Source organism: Microbacterium sp. CIAB417 (assembly GCF_022788845.1).
The window spans coordinates 483,982-504,826 of the sequence record NZ_JAHZUT010000001.1; the positions used below are offsets into that span (position 1 = coordinate 483,982).

Genomic DNA, 20,845 nt, shown 5'->3' on the forward strand with positions numbered 1-20,845 from the left:
GGCGCTCCGTCCCGGATACCCTGGATCCATGCCCGAACCCCGCACGTTCCGCGATGAGCCCGTGTCCTTCGTCCGCCGCAGCGGGCGCATGTCGGACGCGCAGGAGCGGGCGTTCCAGAAGCTCGCGGGGCGCTACCTGCTCGACGTTCCTCGGGACGTCGCGTGGACCAGCGTGCATCCCGATGCGCGGCTGGATCCGGCATCCGAATACGGCCGGACGGCGCCGCTGATCGTGGAGATCGGCTCGGGTCAGGGTCACGCGATCGTCGCGGCCGCGTCCTCGAGGCCGCAGGACGACTTCCTCGCCGTGGAGGTGTTCCGTGCGGGCCTTGCTCGCACGATGCTGGACGCCGACAGCGCCGGCGCCCGGAACCTGCGCCTCGTCGAGGCCAATGCCCCCGAGGTGCTGTCCTCCTACCTGCCCGAGGGAGCGGCCTCCGAGGTGTGGATCTTCTTCCCGGATCCGTGGCACAAGAAGAGGCACACCAAGCGGCGGCTCGTCCGGGGAGGCTTCGGACACGTCGCCGCGCGTGCGCTCGCGGACGGCGGGCTGCTGCGGCTCGCGACCGACTGGGAGGACTACGCGCTGCAGATGCGCGAGGTGCTGGATGCCGAGCCGCTCTTCGAGCGCGCCTTCGACGGGGACTGGGCCGACCGGTTCGACGGCAGGGTCATGACCGCCTTCGAGCGCAAGGGGCTGGGGAAGGGCCGCGACATCCGCGATCTCGTGTACCGGCGGGTCCCGCGCTCATGAACGCCGAGGCCGGGCCCTGGCGGACGGCGCTGGTGCCGGCGGCCCTCGTCTGCCTGGCGGCCCCCGCTTTCTTCGTCGTCCAGTGGCCCTGGCTCGGCTGGCTGCTGCTCGCGGCCGGGGTGGGCGGCGCGTGGGTCCTCGAGGGGCGCACCGTACCGGCATCCGTCGAGGTGCGAGCCGGCGGCCGGCGCGAGACGTCCCGGCTCGTCGGCCGGTCGCCCTCGCTCACCCGCGATCTGTCCCTGATCGCGATCGGGATGCTGATCGTCAGCGTCATCCCGCTCGCGGCGGAGCTCGACAACCTCGCGATGCTGCGCTTCACGCTCGCCCTCGGCGGCGCTGTGCTCGTCCCGTACGTCATCTCGCGGTTCGTCTACCGGGACCGTGCGATCTCCTTCCCGTGGCGCACCGGCAAGCGCTGGGGGAGGCTGCAGTGGGGTTGGCTCGTCGCCGTCCTCGTGCTCGGCTGGCTGATCCTGCCGTTCTACTTCATCACCAGCGGCGTCTACGCGAATTGGCCCGTTGTGGACACACCCGACCTCATCGCCCGGCTGTTCGTCGGGGTCGGCGCGGTCGGCATCTGGGACGAGCTGTTCTTCATCTGCACCGTGTTCGCGCTGCTGTGCCGGCATTTTCCGGATGCCGCGGCGAACATCCTGCAGGCCGTGGTGTTCGTCTCGTTCCTGTGGGAGCTGGGCTACCGATCCTGGGGTCCGGTGCTGACCATCCCGTTCGCGCTGCTGCAGGGGTTCATCTTCCTGCGGACGCACTCGCTCGCCTACGTCGTCACGGTGCACCTGCTCTTCGACGCCGTGGTCTTCGCCGTGCTCGTGCACGCGCACAACCCGGGGCTTCTGCCGATCTTCCTGGTCTAGCGTTTGGTGCCCGGTGGGCCGGCACGACAGAATCAGCGCATGATCATCGTCGGTCTCGTCCTCGCCGCTGCTGCGGCCGCCGTGCATGTCTTCATCTTCGCGCTCGAGTCGCTGCGGTGGACGGATCCGGACACGCGTCGGATCTTCGGCATCGCCACGGAAGCGGACGCCGCCACCATGAAGCAGCTCGCGTTCAACCAAGGCTTCTACAACCTGTTCCTCGCGCTCACGACTCTGATCGGAGTGGGGCTCTACATCCTCGGCGCCGCAACCGTCGGCCTGACCCTCGTCTTCGCCGGCACCGGCATGATGCTCGCGGCGGCCCTCGTGCTGGTGCTCTCGGACCGCACGAAGGTCCGCGCCGCGCTGACGCAGGGGACCCTGCCCCTGCTGGCGGTGCTCGCGACGTCGATCGGTCTCGCGCTCAGCTGACGCGTTCGACCGGCTGCCGCAGGATCGTCCGGCGCCGGGCGGGATCGCCCTTGCGCGGGTCACTGAAGTAGATCTCGTGATGGAGACCGGTCAGCCGCAGTCCCTGTTCGGGGATGACCTCGTCGTGCATGCGGGCGAGCACCGGCGCCTCATCGTCGAACGCTCCGACGTGCAGGGTCTGGACGCACAGGCCCTCGTGGAGCGTCTCGAGGCGCACCTCGCCGGAGCGTCCGTCGGGATTCTTCGCGGATGCCGCGGCGACGGCACCCTGGAACATCGCGTCGTCGATCCAGTCCGGCTGCATGATCAGGAGCGTCCAGGACCACCGAGACTTGTCGCGTGCGGTCGTGAAGGCGGAGTGGTCCTCCGCCCACCAGAGTCCCTCCAGGGGCATCACCACGTAGTCGCGGCCCAGCTCGCGCTTGCTGGCGAACTTCAGGCCGTAGGCGACGGGGTAGAGCGCCTCGACCGCGCTCGTGAACGACGGCGACGAGTTGGGATCCCCGTGGCCGTCGATCATCAGGTACTGCAGCGCCGGCACCTCCAGCGTGCGGAACGCATCCTTGCGCGCCTGATACGCGTCGATGGTCTTCTTGAAGTCGATCTTCTCGGTCACACGCCCATCATGCCGACTCGGGCCGCCTCCTACAGCCACCTCTTCCACTTGAACGCGGCGAACAGCCCCACGCCCACGCCCAGCATGAGCAGCATCGCGAAGGGATATCCCCAGCTCCAGTGCAGTTCGGGCATGATGTCGAAGTTCATGCCGTAGACGCTGCCGATGAGCGTCGGGGCGAACAGGATCGCCGCCCAGGCCGAGATCTTCTTCACCTCGTCGTTCTGAGCCAGCCCCAGTTCGGTCATGCGGCGCACCTCGTCGTTCTGACGCTGCGCGACGAGCGTGGCGTTCAGGCTCAGCGCATTCTCGAGGATGGCGCGGAACGAGTCGGCGCGCTCGACGATGCGCAGAGTGTGGTCGAGCACGTCCCGCAGGCTCCGCTGCAGCTCGATGTCGACCTCGTACTTGTCCGAGCCGCGGCGCAGGGCTTCGACCATCTCGACGAGAGGGCGCGTGGCGCGCTGGAAGTTGATCACCTCGCGAGAGAGCTCGTAGATGCGGCGGGACACCGCTTCGTCGCCGGCGAAGATCTGGTCCTCGATCTCGTCGATGTCGTTCTCGAGGCCGGCGATCACCGGTCCGTACTCGTCCACGACCTCGTCGAGGATCGCGTACAGGACGGCCTCAGGGCCCATCGCGAGCAGCTCCGGCGTCGCCTCCAGCCGACGACGCACCGTGGCGAGACTCGGCGACTCGGCATGACGGATCGTCACGACGAAGTCCTTGCCGACGAAGATGTGCAGTTCACCGAACTCCACCACTTCGGTGTCATCGAGATAGCGCGCCGGGCGCAGCACGACGAACAGCGTCTCGCCGTAGCGCTCCAGCTTGGCGCGCTGGTGGCCGGACAGGGCGTCCTCGACAGCGAGCGGGTGCAGGTCGAACTCATCGGCGATGGACTGCACCTCGGCCGGGCTCGGCCGATACAGCCCGATCCACGCCATACCCGTGTGCTCGCGCATGGTCTCGTACGTGTCGGTCAGGTTCGCCGGGTTGCCGGTGCGGTGTCCGTCGACGTACACGGCGTTGTCGATGAGGGCGGTCATGGTTCACCTCGATTGCTCGCTGGAAGCGACGCTGCGGCGTCGCGGTGGAGGCGCGCATGCGCGCGATCACGCCACCGCCCGCCTGCGGAGGTCAGCGCATCGAGATGCCGACCAGCGAGGCGTGAACGGTGGCGCGGCGACTATCACTGGACATCGCGCATCACCTGCCTTCGGGTCGGTCGGGGCCGTTTCGGCCTCCTGAAGCGTACACCACGGTCCTGACCCGACTCAGCGCCCACACCACGGCGGCAGCGGCGAGCAGCGCCCCGAGCAGTCCGGCGACATGCGACCAGAGCGAGACGGCACCGCGCTCGGGGAGCAGGAACCCGTATGGCACCCACCCGTCGGTGGCGCCGCGCAGCAGGACGACGGTCAGCCACACCAGGGAATAGGGCAGCGTGATCCAGAGCATCCGCCAGGCGAGGGGGCGGCGGTCCGGTGCGAAGATCCAGTCGGCGAGGACGAGGACCGGGAGCGCGACGTGCAGCGCGGCGCTCACCCAGGGCGGGGCGGAACCTGTACCGGGTACCAGCACGTTGTAGATCAGGCCGACGACGAGAAGGCAGGTCGTCGTGACGGCGCGGAGCAGGATGAGCCCGTCCGAGGGCCGGAGGCCACGCAGGTTCGTGACCCCGGCCGCGATGAGGACCACGGAGGCGATGAGCGAGGTCTGATTCGTGAAGTACCCGAAGTAGTCGAACGGGTTGCCGTCGCCGGCGCTCACCCGCAGCGCCCAGGCGTGCAGGAGGATCCCGATCGTCAGCGCGCCGACGATGATCCGCGCGAGCCCCCACAAGTGGACCGGGCGCGGCGAGGCGGGAGGAGAGGGCACGGCGACAGCCTAGAGGCGACTCCTGGCAGGTGACATCCCGGCCCGTACGCGCCAGACTCGACGCATGGCCGCCTGGGTGCTGCACGTCGACATGGACCAGTTCATCGCCGCCGTGGAGGTTCTGCGTCGTCCCGAACTCGCCGGCGTCCCGGTGATCGTCGGGGGACGGGGCGACCCCACCGAGCGGGCGGTGGTGTCCACGGCATCCTACGAGGCGCGCGCGTTCGGCATCGGATCCGGGATGCCGTTGAAGATCGCCGCCCGGAAGGCGCCGCCCGAGGCCGTGTTCCTGCCGGTCGATCACGCCGCGTACGAGCAGGCCTCCGCCGACGTCATGCAGACCCTGCGAGAGATTCCGGGCGTCGTCCTGGAGGTGATCGGGTGGGACGAATGCTTCCTGGGCATCGACGTGGACGATCCCGAATCCGTCGCACGCGCCGCGCAGGCCGCGGTTCTCGAGGCGACCGGGTTGCACTGCTCCGTCGGTGTCGGCGACAACAAGATCCGCGCGAAGATCGCCACCGAGTTCGGCAAGCCGCGCGGCGTGTTCCGCCTCACCGCCGAGAACTGGTTCGACGTCATGGGGGAGAAGTCGACGCGGGACCTGTGGGGCGTCGGCCCGAAGGTGCACAAGCGGCTGGCGTCGCACGGGATCGACACGGTCCGCCAGCTCGCCGACGCGGACGAGCAGGAGCTGATCGCGGAGTTCGGTCCCCGAATGGGCGTCTGGTATCACGGACTCGGATCCGGGCTCGGGCCCGCGACGGTCGACGACACCCCGTGGGTGGCGCGCAGTCACAGCCGGGAGACGACGTACCAGCAGAACCTGACGACGCCCGACCAGGTCGCGGATGCCGTGGTCGAACTGGCGTCGCAGGCGTTCGAGGACTGCCGTGCGGAGGGGCGGCCGGTGATCCGGGTCCACCTGAAGGTGCGATACGCGCCCTTCGAGACGAAGACGTTCGGCCGCAAGCTGGCTGCTCCCACGACCGAGCGCGAGGATGTCGTGTCGGCGGCCCTGGCGCTCGCCGCCGCGCTCGACGCGCAGCGCGAGGTCCGTCTGCTGGGTGTGCGCGCCGAGATGTCGATGCCCGCCGAGGGCGATCCCGCCGAGCGCACGCCGGTCCGCGGACGCCTCTGACGGTCCCGCCTCGTAACGATGGCGGAACGCGCCGGCAACATCGCCGGTCTAGCGTGCGATCGAGGGCGCACACGGCGCCGAGAGGAGTGGACATGCCCGCGATGATCTCCAAGCAGGATGCCGGGGAGCAGATCGACGAGCGGCGCCGGAATGCGGGACTCACGTGGCGGGCGCTCGCCTCGCGGCTCGGGGTCCCGGAGGTGTGGCTGGCGGCCGCGGTGCTCGGGATGCATCCGCTCACCCCGGCTCAGGCCGAGGAGCTCGGTTATGCGCTGGACCTGGAGGACGAGCTGATCTCGGCGCTGGTGCGCCAGCCGAATCGGGCGCCGGGTGCGGACGTGTCCGCCGACCCCACGATCTATCGCTTCCACGAGCTGATCCAGGTGTACGGGCCGGCCCTCAAGTCGCTCATCCATGACGAGTTCGGCGACGGGATCATGAGCGCGATCAACTGCAGCCTGACGTTCGAGCGCGTGCCGCATCCGGACGGCGACCGCGTCGTCATCACGATCGACGGGAAGTTCCTCCCGTACGCGTGGGTCTCCGGCACGGACTGAGCGGAGCGGTTGCAGGGGATCGCGGCACGCGGGAGGCTGGTCGCATGGCGATCTCGGAATCGGACCTCGGACACCTGCGGCGCTGCGTGGACCTCGCTCGCGAGGCGCTCGACGACGGCGACGAGCCCTTCGGTTCGGTGCTGGTGTCGGCCGGAGGGCAAGAGCTCTTCGCGGACCGCAACCGGGTGAAGGACGGTGACGCGACCCGGCACCCGGAGTTCGAGATCAGTCGGTGGGCGGCGCAGAATCTGTCGCCGGCGGAGCGGGCGGACGCCGTCGTCTACACCTCGGGGGAGCACTGCGCGATGTGCTCGGCGGCGCACGGCTGGGTGGGCCTGGGGCGGATCGTCTACGCGGGATCGACCGAACAGCTGCTGACGTGGGCGGCGGAGCGCGGTGTCCCTGCGGGACCCGTGGCGCCGCTCGCGATCCGCGACGTCGTGCCCGGCGCGGTCGTCGACGGGCCGGCGACGGAGTTCGCCGAGGAGCTGCGAGAGCTGCACGTGCGGCGCTGGCGACGGGACGGACTCGGGACCGACCCGTCCTCGCGGGCATGAGCGATCAGCGGGGCGAGAGCGTCGTCATCGTCGCGAGATGATCGCTGGTTCCTGCGCGGACGGTTCCGGCCGAGGACACCGCGAACCCGCGCTGGAACACGTGGTCGATCTTGACGAGCGGCAGGTCCGCCGGCCAGGTGAACCCGGTGACGCTGTCGGTCGGCCGGGCGAGCTCGAGTGCGTCGCTCAGCGGACGCAGGGCCGGATCGGTGGTCGCCGCGTTGAAGTCCCCCAGCGCGACGATCCGGGACGCCGGATCCTCGCGGACGATGGCGGCGAGCTCCTCGAGCATCCGATCGCGCGCGTCCTGCGCTCCAGGACGCACCGAGGCCGCATGCACCAGGTAGACGCGGACGGCGCCGGACGGTGCGTCGACCGTGACACGCAGGGCGCGATTCCACCCCAGTCCGAGGCTGAGAGGCTCGCCCGCCTCGAGCGGGTGCTCGCTCCAGATCCCGACCGTGCCGACGGCGTACGCGTGCGGATACTCGGCGGACAGAATCTCGGCGGCGGCCGTGCGACTCGCGGCATCCAGTTCGGTGAGCGTGATGACGTCGGGGTGCTCGGCGAGGAGGTCCGCCGCGGATCCGGCAGCGCTTCCGGATCGGGCGTGCACGTTCTGGCTCGCGATGGTCAGGCTCGTCTGCGCCGGGGCGGCCGCCAACGCGGGCAGGGCAGGAGCCGACGCGATGACGCACACAAGCACCGCGACGGCGGCGGGAATCGCCGCGCGCTTCACGAGCAGGAACACGGCGAGGAGGATGAGGACGGCGAACACGCTCAGCAGCGGGAGCGCCACCGACACCGCCGTGCCGATCGGTCCAGGGATCCAGCCGGCCAGGATCACGAGCGCGATCAGAGCGCTGACCAGGAGCAGGAGGCGCGCCGAGCGACGTCGTGACCGACTCGTCGCCGGTGGTCGCGCATCACTCCTCACATCCGTGATCCTCTCCCGGCCGTCCTGAAGAACCGCCGGACGGCCAGGAGAGGCCGGTTCAGAACCGCAGGAGCACCTTGCCCACGCGCCCTGGCGTGTTCGTCGCGCGGACGGCGTCCGCGGCATCCGCGGCGTCGAAGATCCCGGCGACGGGAAGCGTGAGCGTTCCGTCGGAGATCCGCTGGACCAGTTCGGCGAACAGCTCGCCACGCGTCGCGGCATCCATCGTCTGACCGACCCTGCTGCCCCAGAAGCCCTTGACCGTCGCCTGATTGAAGATGACGTCTCCGGAGGCGATCTGCATCACCGGGGAGCTCATGGCGCCGAAGGCGACGAGAGTGCCGTTCTCGGCCAGCAGCGCGAGCACGTCCCCGGAGGCGGTGCCGCCGACGGAGTCGATGCCCGCGACGATCGGGGCGCCGTCCGTGAGCGCGCTCGCGTGTGCGCGCCAGTCGTCCTGGTCGGTGGCCACGACGTTCTCGATGCCCTGAGCGCGCAGCTCCTCGACGCCGTCCGAGCGTCGGACGAGCCCGAGCACGTGGACGCCACGCGCTGCGCCGAGCTGGGCGAGCATGCGACCGACAGCACCGTTCGCGGCGTTCTGGACGATCCAGTCGCCCTCGCGCACGTTCAGGAACTCGAGCAGGCTGATCGCGCTGAACGGCATGGAGACCAGCTGCGCCGCCGCCTCGTCTGGGAGGCCCTCCGGGACGGGGATGAGACCCGCGGCGTTAGCGACGACGTACTCGGCCCACGCGCCGAACGTGCCGCCGGTGGCGATGCGCTGACCGACGGCGAGGTTCTCGACGCCCTCGCCGAGCGCATCGACCACTCCGACGGCTTCGGTTCCGGATGCGGCGGGCAGCTCGGGCTTGAAGCCGTAGGTGCCGCGGATCGTCCAGAGGTCGTGGTTGTGGATGGGCGACAGCAGGATGCGCAGACGCACCTGACCGGGGCCGGGCTGCGGCATCGGGCGATCCTCGAGGGCGAGCACGTCCTCAGCGGGACCGAACGCCTGGTGGATGAGCGCGCGCATCAGTCGTCCGAGACCGTGATGGCGACGTCGATGTTCCCGCGCGTCGCGTTCGAATACGGGCACACCTGGTGCGCGGCATCCGCCAGCGCCTGGGCCTGGTCGTGCGGGAGATCGGGGATGACGACCTCCAGCTGCACGGCGAGGCCGTACCCGCCCGCGCCGTTAGCGCCGATCTGGACGCGGGCGCCCACGGAGGAATCGGCGATGGACACCTTCTGGGCGCGGGCGACGGTCTGCAGAGCCGAGTGGAAGCACGCCGCGTAGCCGGCGGCGAACAGCTGTTCGGGATTCGCGCCGTCACCCGAGCCGCCCATCGACTTCGGGATCGCGAGATCCAGATCGAGACGGCCCTCGCTTGTGGCGACTCGGCCGTTGCGACCGGCGCCGGTGGCGAGGGCTTCTGCGGTGTACAGGGCTTCCATCGTGTGGATTCCTTCCATTGTCAGTTCTCAGCGGTCGGGGTGCTCGCCTGGAGCAGAGCCGTCAGCTCCTTGAGCTCGGCGATGAGGCGGAGTCGATGGTCGTCGTCGTGGATGCCGGCGAGAGCGGCCACCTGCGCCCGGATCGGGGCGAGTTCGGCGCGCAGCGCACGTCCCTGCTCGGTCGGACGCACCGTCACCACGCGCTCGTCGGACGTGCTGCGGCTCTTCGTCACGAGGCCGGCCTGTTCGAGCCGGCGCACGAGGGGGGAGAGGGTGCCGGAGTCCAGCTGCATGGCATCGCCCAGGGAACCGATCGTCTGCTCGCCGTCGTTCCACAGGACCGCGAGCACGAGGTACTGCGGGTAGGTGAGGTTCCACGGCGCGAGAAGCGTCCGGTACGCCTGCGTCGTGGCGCGGGCCGCCGAGTAGAGGGAGAAGCACACCATCTCGTCCGTGATGCTCATGTCCTCAAGGATTGCACGCGATTAGATTGTGCACAACTTAAATATCGGTTCGTCTACACCGCAGCCCACGCCCGCTTCATGGCCTCGGCTCGGTCGGACAACGTGGACGAGTCCAGGAGAACCGGGCCATCCGAGATGTCGACATTCCGGAGAGGATCGTCCTCGGAGTGCTGCGGGAGCAGGTGGCAATGCACATGCGGCATCCGATGGCCCATCACGAGGTAATCGATCTTCCGCGGCGTGAAAACCGCCTGGATCGACCGAGCGGCGCGTTGCACATCGCGCCAGAAGGCCGCCAGTGCGGCGGTGTCGAGGTCTGCGAGGTCCACGCGGTGTTCACGAAGGATCACCAGGGCGTACCCGCGGTGCGCCTGGTTCCGTGACAGCCGAACGTGCGTGGCGTCCGTCGACGTGATCAGGACGCTGTGAGGATTCTCGTCCAGGTGGGCGTCGGTGCACATGCCGCATCCCTCGGCCGAGGCGAGCCGTGCCCATTCCTCATCGCTCCACCAGGGCATCAAGGTGCTCCCCTTGTCGTCGGGAAGCTGGCGTCCGTCATGAGGACTTCGTCCGAGCGCGGAAGGGCAGGTCGCTCATGAACGTCGATCCTATGGTTCGTTCTGCCCGGAGGAGCACACCGGGCGATATGTGATCGGGAGAGCAGTCGCCGGGTAGCGTGCGTCGGAGACGGAGGGAGGGGATGCATGTCGCGATGGCCCGGAGCTCCTCAGGAGGTGTGGGCGCAGGAGGTGGCCCGCGACGCGGGATCGGCCGAGCCGCACTGGCTGCCGACTCCGGAGGATCTGCCGCCGTGGCGATCACCGGAGGAGCTCGACGCGAACTATTCGGCGCTTCCGCTCTGGTGGCAGCGGTGGATGCCGCTGATCTTCGCCCTGGTGGTCGGAGCCGTCTTCGTGCCGGTCGTGCTGGTGTCGGCTTCGCAGGCGGAGGGACTCGGCCGGGTTCTGGGTCTTGCTGTCGCCGCGCTCGGGTGCGCGGCGATCGTGGGGTGCGCGATCCGGCTGCTGTTCGCGGAGCGGAGGTTCCGCCGCCGTCGGCAGGCGGAGCTGCGCGAGATCCACATCCTGATGCGAAGGCTCGCTGTCCCCGTCTGGGCGGTGTTCGAGGATCGAGTGCGGGTGTCCGGCGGCGGCGACACCGTCTACGACCTGCAGTTCGTCTTCGATCTGCGCGTTCCTCGCGAGACACTCGCCCTGCAGCGCCGGGTGGTCGAGGCCTGGCTCGATCGGATCGTCGCCACGTCGGACACCGGGAGTCCTGAGGACTTCGAGACGGGTTTCGCGCGCCACGAGCCGGTGCACTGCGTCGACGTGTTCGGCGAGGGCATGCGCGGCGTCTGGATCTGGTCCAAGCCGGCGATCCTTCCCTTCCAGGTGCTCGGACTTGCCGTGGACGATCCGAGGGAGACTCCCTCGCTGACCGAGGAGAACGTCGCGTTCCTGAGACGCCAGCCGCGCGAGCTGCGGCGGCGTTCGGCCATCGGACGAACTCCGTGACGCGCAGCAGCCGAGGTCGTATCGTGAGTCCTGCGCGAAACCACCGGCGAAGGAGCTTCCATGTCCGACGTGCTGCACGACCTGCTCGCCCGTCATGTCGAAGCGGGGACGATGCCCGGAGCGGTGGCCACGCTCGGGCACGAGCTCACGCCGATCGCCGTGGGCTCGGCGGCTCCCGGCGGCGAACCGCTGCGCTCGGATGCGATCTTCCGCATCCAGTCGATGACCAAGGCCGTCACGTCCGTCGCGGCTCTGAGCCTCGTGCAGGACGGCATCCTCGCGTTGGACGACCCGATCGCCACCTGGATGCCGGAGCTCGCGGAGCCGCAGGTCCTGCTGCGTCCGGATGCGCCCCTCGCCGAGACCAGGCCGGCTCGGCATCCCATCACCGTACGGCACTTGCTCACCAACGGGTCCGGATACGGGATGCAGACCTCTGACACACCGCTGAACCGGGCCATGGCGGACGCCGGCATGATCGCGGGTGCCGAGCCCGTCGATCGCGGCGCGGACGAGTGGCTTGCGACGCTCGCCTCGCTCCCGCTGACGTTCGAGCCCGGTGAGGGCTGGCGCTATCACCATTCCTTCGGCCTTCTCGGCATCCTGCTGGATCGGGTGACCGACGGAGGGATCGACGAGGTGCTGACATCGACCGTGCTGGATCCCGCGGGGATGCCGGACACCGGATTCGTCGTTCCTCGGGATCAGGCTCATCGCCTGGTCGCCGCGTTCCGTCGCGAGGCGGACGGGTTCGAGGAGACCGAGCCGGCCGGCGCGGGGTTCTCAGTCGCGCCCGCTCCGTTCGACGTCAGCCACTCTGAGCTGGTGTCGACGCTCGCCGACTATCACGCGTTCCTGCGCGCTCTGGTCGACGGCCGCCTGATCGGCGAGGATCTGCGGGATGAACTGCGCACCGATCAGGTTCCGGGGGCGCTGAAGACACCGGACAGCTTCTTCCCCGGGTTCTGGGACGGCCTCGGCTGGGGCTACGGCGTCTCGGTCGTGACGGGCGGGCCCCATCGGGGCCGGTTCGGATGGTCGGGCGGCCTCGGCACGGACTTCTTCGTCGACCCGGACGGCACGATCTGCATCGTGATGATGCAGGTGGAGATGGACGAGCGGGTCTTCGCGCTGCTCGGAGAGTTGCAGGAGATGCGCGCGGGGTAGCGCTCCGGGATACGAGAAGAGGGCCGTCCGATGGACGGCCCTCTCGTGTTGTGCCCCCGACAGGAGTCGAACCTGCGACCTACGGTACCGGAAACCGGCGCTCTATCCACTGAGCTACGGAGGCGTACCGAACGACGATATCACTGCTCGGGGCCGGTCTCCGACCCGACGGGCTCCGTGGCGGCTTCGCCGCCGAACTCGGCCAGCGCCGTCGCCACCTTCTCGGCGAGGTATCGGTGCCCTTCCGTGGACGGATGCTTGCGACCCACCTCCACGTCGATGATGTCGAGATAGTTGTCCGGCGTGATCCAGTCGCGCTCGATGGGGGAGATGTACCACCATCCCCGCGCCGCGGCGAGCTCGGCGAGATCGACGTCGATCCGGGCGGTGCCCTCGCCGACCGGCAGTTCGTGGGGCGCGGGGCCCAGCACGACGATCGGGGCGTCGGGATAGAGCGCCGAGAGAGCGTCCCAGGCCGCGTTCACGGCCTCGCGATAGCCGGTCGCGCCCTGCAGGCGGTCGTTGATCGATCCCTGGATGATCACGAGATCGGGATCGATGCCCGGGTTCAACGCGGCGATGCGCGCGCCGAACGCGGGACCGTCGAGCCCTGGCTTGAGGTAACCGCTTCCGCGCACGCCCTTGACGACCGACTCTCCACCGAGCATCCCGCCCAGCTGATACGCATACCCCTGCGTGTACGGCGCGGCCGCGGAGCCGTATGTCCAGGAGTCGCCGAACACGAGCACGAGCGGGTGCTCGGGCAACACCAGCGGCGCCGGTTCCACGACGATCGGCTCGTCGCCGGCGCCGATCGGAGCCGCCTCGGGCAGCGGGGCCCACGGTCGCCACAGCCCGACGAGCAGCGCGGACAAGGCGATCAGCCCCAGCGCGCAGAACGCGAGAACGCGCCCTCGGTGCGCGCGGGAGGCCAGGTTCATGGCATGAGAGTAGATCACGATCCGCCCAGCGCAAATTCCGACCCGGTCCGAGCCGTAAACTTGAGTCCCTATGAACCCCGACACCCTCGCCGAAGCCCTTCTCGCCGTCGTCACTCCGCTCGCGGCCTCCCTGCGCCCCGACGAGGCGCTGGACCTCGCGGCATCCGACATCGTGCTGGAGCGCCCGCGCAACCGCGACCACGGCGACTGGGCGTCGAACCTGGCGATGCGCCTCGCGAAGCGCCTCGGCACCAACCCGCGCGAGCTCGCCGAGCAGATCGCGACCGGTCTCGCCGCCGTCGACGGTGTCGCGAGCGCCGAGGTGGCCGGTCCCGGGTTCATCAACATCCGTCTGGATGCCGCGGCCGCCGGTGTCCTCGCCCGGACCATCGTCGAGGCGGGAGCCGCCTACGGCACCAACGACTCGCAGAAGGGCGTGTCGGTCAACGTCGAGTTCGTGTCGGCCAATCCGGTCGGGCCGCTGCACATCGGGCACACCCGCTGGGCCGCCCTCGGAGACGCGATCGTGCGCCTGCTGCTGGCCAGCGGAGCCGAGGCCGTGCGCGAGTACTACATCAACGACGCCGGTGCGCAGATGGAGCGGTTCGCCGGCTCGATCCTCGCCGCGGCGAAGGGTGAGCCGACCCCCGAAGGCGGCTACCCGGGGGAGTACATCACGACGCTCGCCGGCCGCGTGCTCGAGGCACGCCCCGATCTGCTCGGCCTGCCCGAGGGCGAGCAGCTGGTCATCGCCCGTGATCTCGCGTACGAGTACCAGCTGGCCGAGATCAAGGACTCCCTCGAGCAGTTCAACGTGCCCTTCGACGTCTGGTTCTCCGAGCGCACGCTGCACGCCGAGGACGCCGAGGGCTCGAGCCTCGTCGATCAGGCCGTCGACCGGCTGCGCGAGCAGGGACACGTGTTCGACGACGAAGGCGCCGTCTGGGTGCGCACCACCGACTTCGGCGACGACAAGGACCGCGTGATCCGGCGCTCGAACGGCGAGTACACGTACTTCGCCGCGGACGCCGCGTACTACCTCAACAAGGGCGACCGCGGTTTCCAGAACAAGATCTACCTGCTCGGCGCCGACCACCACGGCTACGTGCATCGCCTGAAGGCCATCGCGGGTGCCGCGGGTGAAGACCCCGAGAAGAACATCCAGGTCCTCATCGGGCAGCTCGTCTCGGTGCGGGGAGCCCGGTTGTCGAAGCGTGCGGGCAACATCATCGAGATGGACGACCTCCGCGCCTGGATCGGCACCGACGCGCTGCGGTACGCGCTGGAGCGGTCACCCGCCGACTCGCCCCTCGACCTCGACCCCGAGCTGCTGCAGAAGCGCACGAACGACAATCCGGTCTTCTACGTGCAGTACGCCCACGCGCGCACCCACAACGTGTCGCGCAACGCCGCGGACTCCGGTGTGGACCGCGGCGAGTTCGCCCCCGAGACGCTCACGCACGAGACCGAGGCCGCCCTGCTCGGCGCGCTGCAGGAGTTCCCGCGCATCGTCGCCTTCGCCGCGGAGGTGCGCGAGCCCCACCGCATCGCGCGCTACCTCGAGGAACTGGCGGGGCTGTACCACCGCTGGTACGACAACTGCCGGGTCATCCCGCTGAGCTCCGACCCGATCGAGTCCGTGCACCGCACGAGGCTGTGGCTCAACGACGCCGCGGGACAGGTGTTCCGCAACGGACTGGGCCTGCTCGGCGTGTCCGCCCCGGAGCGGATGTAGTCCCCACGACGCCGACCCACCAGGATGGACGCATGAGCGACGACAACCCCACGCTGCCGTACCCGGATGCGTCGACCGAGCATCCGACCCTGGTGATCCCCGGGCAGAAGGACGACGAGGCGGCGGACGCCCGCCCCCGGCGTCCGCGGTGGCCATGGGTCGTCGGCATCGTCGTCGTGGTTCTGGTGGTGCTGGTCGTCGCGGCCGAGCTGATCGCCCGCGCCGTCCTTCCCGGGATCGTCCGCGGCATCGTCGTCGAGCAGCTGGACCTGCCGGCCGATCAGCAGCTCGACGCGCACGCCGAGGGCCTCCTCCTGCCGCAGCTGATCTCGGGGCGCCTCGACGAGCTCACGCTCTCGACGGACTCGATCACCCTCGGCGGCATCACGGGCTCGGCGGACGTCACGGCGCTCGGCGTGCCGCTGGGCGGCGGTGACCTGGAGGCCGCGAGCGGCACGGTTCGCATCGATCAGGAGCAGCTCCAGAACCTGCTGGCGCAGAGCGACCTGCCGATCGAGGAGATCGCCTTCGAGGAGCCGGATGTCGTGGCCTCCGGTTCCGTGGACGTCCTCGGATTCAGCCTGCCGATCTCGCTCACGGCGACGCCAGGGGCAGAGGACGGCGAACTGACCCTCACGCCGATCGCCCTCCTCATCGGTGGCGTCGAGCTCAGCGCGGATCAGGTGTCGGCGCGACTGGGCGACCTCGGCGCGCGCCTCACCGAGACCCAGCGGATCTGCATCGCCGATCAGCTGCCTGCGGGCATCACGCTCACCGGCCTGACGATCGACGGCACCGAAGCGGTCGCGGACCTGTCCGTCGACGGCGGCATCGTCACGGACGCGGCACTGCAGCAGAACGGGACCTGCGGCTAGGACTTCCGCTCCGGCAGAGCATCCCTGGCGGCCTTCAGATTCGACACCGCCACCGACACGTCGTGCTCGGCCCGCTGGACCCGCCGCTGCGCCAGCGTGCGAGCCCCGAAGCGCGCGCTCACGCGGTCTTCGTGCTCCTCGATGCCCGTGACGATCACGGCGCATGCGATCAGGATCACCTGCGCCGAGAAGTTCAACCAGATCAGCAGAGCCAGCAACGAGGCGAACGAGGCCAGCAGCGGATTGGACGAGGCCCCGCCGACGAACAGACTCGACAACTCCTGCAGGACGATCAGGCCGACGGCCCCGAGCAGGGCGCCGGGCCACAGGGCGCCCCAGGGGGCGCGCCGTCCGGACAGCAGCATCCAGACGCCGATGATCAGTGCGGCGTCGAGCGCGAGGACGATGAGCAGAGAGAGGGCACGCACACCCCACAGGGCTGCGGGGGAGTCCGCCGCGATGCCCAGGAGCCCGGTGATCCAGGACACACCGAGCCGGCCGAGCACCGTCAGCGCCGCGGCGGCCAGGAACGCCGCCGCGATCCCGGCCGCGAGCAGGATGTTGCGCAGGACGACCCAGACGATCATCACATCATCGAGGACGGTGTCCGCGATGGTCCTGACAGCCGTGCGCAGCGACCCGACGGCGCCGAGAGCGGCGCCGATCAGCGCCACGAACGAGATGACCCCGGCGATCGAGAGTCCCGCCGGAACCGGGATCCTGTCCGGATCGGTGATCACCCCGTCCTCCCCGAACAGGCCGGGGATCGCGGCGTCCACGGCGGCGATCAGCGCCCGCCAGGCCTGCGGGTTGTCCGCGAGCCAGACCGTGGCGATCGAGAAGCCCAGCAGGACGCCGGCGAACACACTGAAGAGCGAGCGATAGGTGATGCTGTCGGCGAGCATGGGGCCGCGCCGCTCCGAGTACAGCAGCAGGGCGCGGACCAGGCGGCGCTGCAGAGCCCAGGCCGTGACGCGCTGGATGAGCCCGGCGATCCCGGTCGGCTGGGACGGGGCGGGTTCGGAAGGCGTGTCGTGTGCAGGCTCCATGCCGCCAAGGTAGGGCACCGCGCCCGCGCAGGACAGGGGGCTTGCCCCGTGTCGACCGGATCGCGTATGCGCCCGGAACATGGCGTCACCGTGGCAGGGCGGCAACGGCGCTTGCCCTAGAATCGGGGGCAGCCTCGCCGAGCGTCTCCTCGCCCGAGGATCCCGTCTCCACGATTGGTCCGCTGTGCTTCCCCCTGCCGATTCACTCGCCCCGGAATGGCTTCGCGTGCCCGAGGACGCGAACGATCTCGCGCCCGGCGTCTGGCCGGCTTCGGCCCGGCGCGACGACACCGGCCAGCTGCGCATCGGCGGCATCGCTGCTGCGGATCTCGTGCACGCCCACGGTTCTCCGCTGCTCGTGCTCGACGAGGACGAGGTGCGCACGCGCGCCCGCGCGTTCCGCGACGCGTTCGCCGCAGCGACGGCCGAGCACGGCGGCACATCGCGCGTCTACTATGCCGGGAAGGCGTTCCTCTCCACCGCCGTCGCGCGCTGGGTCACAGAGGAGGGCCTGAACGTCGATGTGTGCACGCGCGGTGAACTCGAGGTCGCGCTCGCCGCCGGCGTGGCACCCGGGCGCATCGGCTTCCACGGCAACAACAAGTCCGTTTCCGAGCTCGAGCGCGCCGTCGAGGTCGGGGTGGGCACGATCATCGTCGACAGTCTCATCGAGATCGAGCGGCTGGCTGCCATCACCGCGCGCACGGGTGCCGTGCAGAGCATCCTCATCCGCGTCAACAGCGGCGTCCACGCCGAGACGCACGACTTCCTCGCGACGGCGCACGAGGATCAGAAGTTCGGCTTCTCCTTCGCGGACGCCGAGGGCGCGGTGTCGCGCATCCGCGAGCTCGACGGGCTGCGGCTGATCGGCCTGCACTGCCACATCGGGTCGCAGATCTTCGGGGTCGGCGGCTTCCGCGAATCCGCAGCGCGCGTGCTCGAGCTCCACGAGCGTCTGTGCCAGGGCGGGGAGCTGCCGTTGCTGAATCTCGGCGGCGGGTTCGGCATCGCGTACACGCGGGTCGACGACCCGACGCCCATCGAGCTGCTCGCGTCCGAGATCGTCGACGCGGTGGCGGCAGGTTGCGCTGTCCGCGGCATCCCCCTGCCCGAGCTGGCCTTCGAGCCGGGGCGGGCGATCGTCGGCACGGCGGGAGTGACGCTGTACGAGATCGGCACGACGAAGGACGTGACCCTGGATGCCGGGTCCCGCCGCTATCTCAGCGTCGACGGCGGCATGAGCGACAACGCCCGCCCCGCGCTGTATGGAGCGCAGTATTCGGCGCGGCTCGCGTCGCGCGCGGGCAGCGGCGAGCCGGTGCTGGTCCGCGTCGTCGGCAAGCACTGCGAGTCCGGCGACATCGTGGTCGATCACGAGTACCTCCCGGAGGATGCTGGGCCCGGCGACCTTCTCGCGGTGCCCGCCACCGGCGCCTACTGCGCCTCGCTGTCCAGCAACTACAACCACGTCCCCCGGCCCGCCGTGGTCGCCGTGTCCGGCGGCGCCGCCACGGTGATCGTGCGGGGAGAGACGATCGACGACCTGCTCGCGAGGGATGCCGGGATCGCCGGCGCCCGCGCGGCCGACACCGGGGCCGTGCGCCTCGCAGAAGGAGAACGATGACGCAGCTGGGGGATCCGGCACAGTACCGACGACTTCGGGTGGCGCTGCTCGGCGCCGGAGCGGTGGGATCGCAGGTGGCGTCTCTGCTGCTGCGCCACGGCGACGAACTCGCCGACCGTGCCGGAGCGCGACTGGAGCTGGCCGGCATCGCGGTCCGCAACCCCGACGCCCCGCGTGACGTCGATCTGCCGCGCGACCTGTTCACGACGGATGCCGAGGACCTGATCCTGGGCAGCGACATCGTCATCGAGCTCATGGGCGGCATCGAACCGGCACGCACGCAGCTGCTGCAGGCACTGAACTCCGGTGCCGACGTCGTCACCGCGAACAAGGCGCTGCTCGCAACGCACGGTCCTGAGCTGTTCGAAGCGGCCGACCAGGTCGGCGCCTCGGTGTACTACGAGGCGGCGGCGGCAGGCGCCATCCCGATCATCCGTCCGCTGCGCGATTCGCTCGCCGGCGACCGCGTGGTGCGGATCATGGGGATCGTCAACGGCACCACGAACTACATCCTGGACCGCATGGACACCGAAGGCGCCGACTTCGACGCCGTGCTGGCCGATGCGCAGCGCCTGGGGTACGCCGAGGCCGACCCGACGGCGGACGTCGAGGGCTACGACGCCGCGCAGAAGGCGGCGATCCTCGCGAGCCTCGCCTTCCACACCACGGTTCCTCTGGACGCGGTGCACCGCGAAGGCATCACCGGGGTCACGGCGGGAATGATCCAGCAGGCGCGCGAGGCCGGTTACGTCATCAAGCTCCTCGCCGTATGCGAACGCGTCACGGTCGACGAGGCCGAGTCCATCTCGGTGCGCGTGTACCCGGCACTCGTCTCCCGCAGCCATCCGCTCGCGTCCGTGCACGGAGCCAACAACGCCGTGTTCGTCGAGGCGGAAGCCGCTGGTCCGCTCATGTTCTACGGCGCGGGGGCCGGCGGAGTGCAGACCGCTTCCGCCGTTCTCGGCGACGTCGTGTCGGCCGCGCGCCGGCACATCGCCGGCGGTGTCGGCGTCGGCGAATCCACCAGGGCGGGACTCCCGATCGTCCCGATCGCCCACGTCACGACGCGCTATCAGATCACGCTCGAGGTCGAGGATCAGCCCGGAGTCCTGGCACGGATCGCCGGGATCCTCAGCGAGGGCGGCGTCTCGGTGGCGACGGTCGTGCAGACCGTCGATGACGAGGACGCAGGAACGGCCCGGCTCGTGATCGGCACGCACCGGGCGACCGAGGGCGCCCTGAGCGCGACCGTCGAACAGCTGGCCGCCAGTGAGGTCGTGGATCGCGTCGTCGCCGTGCTCCGCGTCGAGGGGGAGTGAGATGACGTCGATCGTCGTCCGCGTGCCCGCCACCAGTGCGAACCTCGGACCCGGATTCGACACGCTGGGCCTCGCGCTCAGCGTGTACGACGAGCTCGAGATCACCGTCCTCGACGACGACCGCCTCGAGATCCAGGTCGCCGGCACCGGGGCGGATGAGATCGCGCGCGACGAGTCGAACCTCGTTTACCGCTCGATCGCGCATGTGTACGCGGATGCCGGTCGAGAGGTCCCGGGTCTGCGCATCGTCGCACGCAACGGTGTCCCGCACGGCCGAGGCCTGGGTTCCTCCGGCGCGGCGGTCGCCGCCGGCGTCCTCGCGGCCGCCGGCCTGCTCGCGCGGGCTGTGTCCCTCGACGAGGACGCCCTGCTGCGCCTGGCCACCGAACTCGAGGGACATCCGGACAACGTGGCGCCCGCGCTGTTCGGCGGGCTGACGATCGCGTGGACGGGACAGGACGGGCCGCGCCACAAGAAGCTGCTCGTGCACCGCGGCGTCGCGCCGCTCGTGCTCGTCCCGGAGCACACGATGTCGACGACTCTTGCGCGGTCGCTCCAGCCCGCGCAGGTCCCGCGCGAGGACGCCGTGTTCAATGTGTCGCGGTCAGCGCTGCTGATCGCGGCGCTGACGCAGAGCCCCGAGCTGCTGCTCGACGCCACGGCGGATCGGCTGCATCAGGACTACCGCGCCGAGGCGATGCCCGAGACGTACGCGCTCGTACAGGCGCTGCGGAAGGAAGGCTTCGCCGCCGTCGTCTCGGGGGCCGGCCCGAGCGTCCTGGTGCTCTGCGACGGCCCCGGCCGACGGCGCGAGGCCGTCGAGGTGGCGATGAGGGCCGCCGACACCCCGTGGGAGTCCCTCATGCCGGCCGTCGATGTGCGGGGTGGTACAGTAAAGGAACGAGCGGAGGGGTCCGCGTAGTTTCGTGAATCTGGCCCCCATCGC

Annotated in this window: 23 protein-coding genes and 1 tRNA gene; 13 read left to right on the top strand and 11 right to left on the bottom strand. The window is 70.0% G+C overall.

Translation table 11 applies throughout. The annotated features are described in order from the left end of the window. Positions 1-28 precede the first annotated feature (28 nt). Genes trmB through KYX17_RS02375 form a run of 3 tightly spaced genes read left to right on the top strand, consistent with a single transcriptional unit; the run spans position 29 to position 2,061 of the window. Complete coding sequence (gene trmB, locus KYX17_RS02365; protein ID WP_243224934.1) at positions 29-754, top strand: tRNA (guanosine(46)-N7)-methyltransferase TrmB; 726 nt, start codon at positions 29-31, stop codon at positions 752-754. Further along, positions 751-1,629, top strand: a complete 879-nt coding sequence (locus KYX17_RS02370) for a CPBP family intramembrane glutamic endopeptidase (RefSeq protein WP_243224935.1) — start codon at positions 751-753, stop codon at positions 1,627-1,629. Before trmB ends, KYX17_RS02370 begins: the two co-directional genes overlap by 4 nt. Before the next feature lie 39 nt (positions 1,630-1,668). Then, positions 1,669-2,061, top strand: a complete 393-nt coding sequence (locus tag KYX17_RS02375; RefSeq protein ID WP_243224936.1) for a DUF1304 domain-containing protein — start codon at positions 1,669-1,671, stop codon at positions 2,059-2,061. Here the strand turns inward: KYX17_RS02375 and KYX17_RS02380 are convergent. The 3 genes from KYX17_RS02380 to KYX17_RS02390 form a co-directional block, all read right to left on the bottom strand. Beyond that, positions 2,054-2,677, bottom strand: a complete 624-nt coding sequence (locus KYX17_RS02380) for a GyrI-like domain-containing protein (RefSeq protein WP_243224937.1) — start codon at positions 2,675-2,677, stop codon at positions 2,054-2,056. The genes KYX17_RS02375 and KYX17_RS02380 overlap by 8 nt on opposite strands. Positions 2,678-2,706: 29 nt before the next feature. Further along, positions 2,707-3,726 (bottom strand): magnesium and cobalt transport protein CorA, encoded by a 1,020-nt coding sequence (locus tag KYX17_RS02385; RefSeq protein WP_243224938.1) that lies wholly within the window; start codon positions 3,724-3,726, stop codon positions 2,707-2,709. Positions 3,727-3,886: 160 nt separating this feature from the next. Next, complete coding sequence (locus KYX17_RS02390) at positions 3,887-4,558, bottom strand: Pr6Pr family membrane protein (RefSeq protein WP_243224939.1); 672 nt, start codon at positions 4,556-4,558, stop codon at positions 3,887-3,889. A gap of 64 nt (positions 4,559-4,622) precedes the next feature. On the opposite strand from KYX17_RS02390, the gene KYX17_RS02395 reads away from it, so the two are divergent. The 3 genes from KYX17_RS02395 to KYX17_RS02405 all read left to right on the top strand — a co-directional run bounded on the left by KYX17_RS02395 (position 4,623) and on the right by KYX17_RS02405 (position 6,813). Continuing rightward, positions 4,623-5,699, top strand: a complete 1,077-nt coding sequence (locus KYX17_RS02395) for a DNA polymerase IV (RefSeq protein ID WP_243224940.1) — start codon at positions 4,623-4,625, stop codon at positions 5,697-5,699. 92 nt (positions 5,700-5,791) lie between these two features. Beyond that, complete coding sequence (gene cynS / locus KYX17_RS02400) at positions 5,792-6,256, top strand: cyanase (RefSeq protein WP_243224941.1); 465 nt, start codon at positions 5,792-5,794, stop codon at positions 6,254-6,256. 44 nt (positions 6,257-6,300) lie between these two features. After that, positions 6,301-6,813: a nucleoside deaminase gene (locus tag KYX17_RS02405; protein WP_243224942.1), complete on the top strand. Its 513-nt coding sequence runs from the start codon at positions 6,301-6,303 to the stop codon at positions 6,811-6,813. A 4-nt stretch (positions 6,814-6,817) separates the two neighbouring features. Here the strand turns inward: KYX17_RS02405 and KYX17_RS02410 are convergent, their stop codons facing one another. The 5 genes from KYX17_RS02410 to KYX17_RS02430 are packed head-to-tail and all read right to left on the bottom strand — an operon-like array spanning position 6,818 to position 10,190. Then, the gene (locus tag KYX17_RS02410; protein ID WP_243224943.1) at positions 6,818-7,750 is read right to left on the bottom strand and encodes an endonuclease/exonuclease/phosphatase family protein; all 933 of its coding nucleotides are present in this window, start codon (positions 7,748-7,750) and stop codon (positions 6,818-6,820) included. Positions 7,751-7,808: 58 nt separating this feature from the next. Then, positions 7,809-8,786, bottom strand: a complete 978-nt coding sequence (locus KYX17_RS02415) for a zinc-binding dehydrogenase (RefSeq protein ID WP_243224944.1) — start codon at positions 8,784-8,786, stop codon at positions 7,809-7,811. Further along, positions 8,786-9,208 carry an organic hydroperoxide resistance protein gene (locus tag KYX17_RS02420; protein WP_243224945.1) on the bottom strand — a complete coding sequence of 141 codons (423 nt, stop codon included), beginning with the start codon at positions 9,206-9,208 and terminating at the stop codon, positions 8,786-8,788. Before KYX17_RS02420 ends, KYX17_RS02415 begins: the two co-directional genes overlap by 1 nt. A gap of 20 nt (positions 9,209-9,228) precedes the next feature. Beyond that, the gene (locus tag KYX17_RS02425) at positions 9,229-9,672 is read right to left on the bottom strand and encodes a MarR family winged helix-turn-helix transcriptional regulator (RefSeq protein WP_243224946.1); all 444 of its coding nucleotides are present in this window, start codon (positions 9,670-9,672) and stop codon (positions 9,229-9,231) included. A 53-nt stretch (positions 9,673-9,725) separates the two neighbouring features. After that, positions 9,726-10,190, bottom strand: coding sequence for an HIT family protein (locus tag KYX17_RS02430; RefSeq protein WP_243224947.1), 465 nt, complete (start codon positions 10,188-10,190; stop codon positions 9,726-9,728). Between the two features lie 186 nt (positions 10,191-10,376). Between KYX17_RS02430 and KYX17_RS02435 the strand changes: the two genes are divergently transcribed. Both KYX17_RS02435 and KYX17_RS02440 read left to right on the top strand, forming a co-directional pair. After that, entirely contained in the window at positions 10,377-11,189 is an 813-nt protein-coding gene (locus KYX17_RS02435) for a hypothetical protein (RefSeq protein WP_243224948.1), read from the top strand. Positions 11,190-11,249: 60 nt separating this feature from the next. Next, complete coding sequence (locus tag KYX17_RS02440) at positions 11,250-12,356, top strand: serine hydrolase (protein ID WP_243224949.1); 1,107 nt, start codon at positions 11,250-11,252, stop codon at positions 12,354-12,356. A gap of 51 nt (positions 12,357-12,407) precedes the next feature. Here the strand turns inward: KYX17_RS02440 and KYX17_RS02445 are convergent. Next, a tRNA-Arg gene (locus KYX17_RS02445) sits at positions 12,408-12,480 on the bottom strand. 16 nt (positions 12,481-12,496) lie between these two features. Next, the gene (locus KYX17_RS02450) at positions 12,497-13,297 is read right to left on the bottom strand and encodes an SGNH/GDSL hydrolase family protein (protein WP_243224950.1); all 801 of its coding nucleotides are present in this window, start codon (positions 13,295-13,297) and stop codon (positions 12,497-12,499) included. A 70-nt stretch (positions 13,298-13,367) separates the two neighbouring features. Here KYX17_RS02450 and argS point away from each other — a divergent pair, with 70 nt between their 5' ends. Continuing rightward, positions 13,368-15,032, top strand: a complete 1,665-nt coding sequence (argS, locus tag KYX17_RS02455) for an arginine--tRNA ligase (protein WP_243224951.1) — start codon at positions 13,368-13,370, stop codon at positions 15,030-15,032. A gap of 32 nt (positions 15,033-15,064) precedes the next feature. Beyond that, a complete protein-coding gene (locus KYX17_RS02460) occupies positions 15,065-15,907 on the top strand; it encodes a DUF2993 domain-containing protein (RefSeq protein WP_243224952.1) in 843 nt (280 codons plus the stop codon). On the opposite strand, the gene KYX17_RS02465 is transcribed toward KYX17_RS02460, so the two are convergent. Further along, complete coding sequence (locus KYX17_RS02465; RefSeq protein WP_243224953.1) at positions 15,904-16,956, bottom strand: YihY/virulence factor BrkB family protein; 1,053 nt, start codon at positions 16,954-16,956, stop codon at positions 15,904-15,906. The two genes, KYX17_RS02460 and KYX17_RS02465, sit on opposite strands and share 4 nt — an antisense overlap. A gap of 184 nt (positions 16,957-17,140) precedes the next feature. Here KYX17_RS02465 and lysA point away from each other — a divergent pair, with 184 nt between their 5' ends. From lysA to thrB, 3 genes are read left to right on the top strand one after another with little or no spacing between them, the layout of a single operon-like run. Further along, positions 17,141-18,580 (top strand): diaminopimelate decarboxylase, encoded by a 1,440-nt coding sequence (gene lysA / locus KYX17_RS02470; RefSeq protein WP_243224954.1) that lies wholly within the window; start codon positions 17,141-17,143, stop codon positions 18,578-18,580. Beyond that, positions 18,577-19,899, top strand: coding sequence for a homoserine dehydrogenase (locus KYX17_RS02475; protein ID WP_243224955.1), 1,323 nt, complete (start codon positions 18,577-18,579; stop codon positions 19,897-19,899). The genes lysA and KYX17_RS02475 overlap by 4 nt, the downstream gene beginning before the upstream one ends. Position 19,900: 1 nt before the next feature. Beyond that, positions 19,901-20,821 (top strand): homoserine kinase, encoded by a 921-nt coding sequence (gene thrB, locus KYX17_RS02480; protein ID WP_243224956.1) that lies wholly within the window; start codon positions 19,901-19,903, stop codon positions 20,819-20,821. The last annotated feature ends 24 nt before the right edge of the window (positions 20,822-20,845 follow it).

Bases quoted from the DNA above. Each gene is read 5' to 3' on its own strand.
- trmB (WP_243224934.1), top strand. From the start codon at position 29: ATGCCCGAACCCCGCACGTTCCGCGATGAGCCCGTGTCCTTCGTCCGC.
- KYX17_RS02370 (WP_243224935.1), top strand. From the start codon at position 751: ATGAACGCCGAGGCCGGGCCCTGGCGGACGGCGCTGGTGCCGGCGGCC.
- KYX17_RS02375 (WP_243224936.1), top strand. From the start codon at position 1,669: ATGATCATCGTCGGTCTCGTCCTCGCCGCTGCTGCGGCCGCCGTGCAT.
- KYX17_RS02385 (WP_243224938.1), bottom strand. From the start codon at position 3,726: ATGACCGCCCTCATCGACAACGCCGTGTACGTCGACGGACACCGCACC.
- KYX17_RS02395 (WP_243224940.1), top strand. From the start codon at position 4,623: ATGGCCGCCTGGGTGCTGCACGTCGACATGGACCAGTTCATCGCCGCC.
- cynS (WP_243224941.1), top strand. From the start codon at position 5,792: ATGCCCGCGATGATCTCCAAGCAGGATGCCGGGGAGCAGATCGACGAG.
- KYX17_RS02405 (WP_243224942.1), top strand. From the start codon at position 6,301: ATGGCGATCTCGGAATCGGACCTCGGACACCTGCGGCGCTGCGTGGAC.
- KYX17_RS02415 (WP_243224944.1), bottom strand. From the start codon at position 8,786: ATGCGCGCGCTCATCCACCAGGCGTTCGGTCCCGCTGAGGACGTGCTC.
- KYX17_RS02420 (WP_243224945.1), bottom strand. From the start codon at position 9,208: ATGGAAGCCCTGTACACCGCAGAAGCCCTCGCCACCGGCGCCGGTCGC.
- KYX17_RS02425 (WP_243224946.1), bottom strand. From the start codon at position 9,672: ATGAGCATCACGGACGAGATGGTGTGCTTCTCCCTCTACTCGGCGGCC.
- KYX17_RS02430 (WP_243224947.1), bottom strand. From the start codon at position 10,190: ATGCCCTGGTGGAGCGATGAGGAATGGGCACGGCTCGCCTCGGCCGAG.
- KYX17_RS02435 (WP_243224948.1), top strand. From the start codon at position 10,377: ATGTCGCGATGGCCCGGAGCTCCTCAGGAGGTGTGGGCGCAGGAGGTG.
- KYX17_RS02440 (WP_243224949.1), top strand. From the start codon at position 11,250: ATGTCCGACGTGCTGCACGACCTGCTCGCCCGTCATGTCGAAGCGGGG.
- KYX17_RS02450 (WP_243224950.1), bottom strand. From the start codon at position 13,297: ATGAACCTGGCCTCCCGCGCGCACCGAGGGCGCGTTCTCGCGTTCTGC.
- argS (WP_243224951.1), top strand. From the start codon at position 13,368: ATGAACCCCGACACCCTCGCCGAAGCCCTTCTCGCCGTCGTCACTCCG.
- KYX17_RS02460 (WP_243224952.1), top strand. From the start codon at position 15,065: ATGAGCGACGACAACCCCACGCTGCCGTACCCGGATGCGTCGACCGAG.
- KYX17_RS02465 (WP_243224953.1), bottom strand. From the start codon at position 16,956: ATGGAGCCTGCACACGACACGCCTTCCGAACCCGCCCCGTCCCAGCCG.
- KYX17_RS02475 (WP_243224955.1), top strand. From the start codon at position 18,577: ATGACGCAGCTGGGGGATCCGGCACAGTACCGACGACTTCGGGTGGCG.
- thrB (WP_243224956.1), top strand. From the start codon at position 19,901: ATGACGTCGATCGTCGTCCGCGTGCCCGCCACCAGTGCGAACCTCGGA.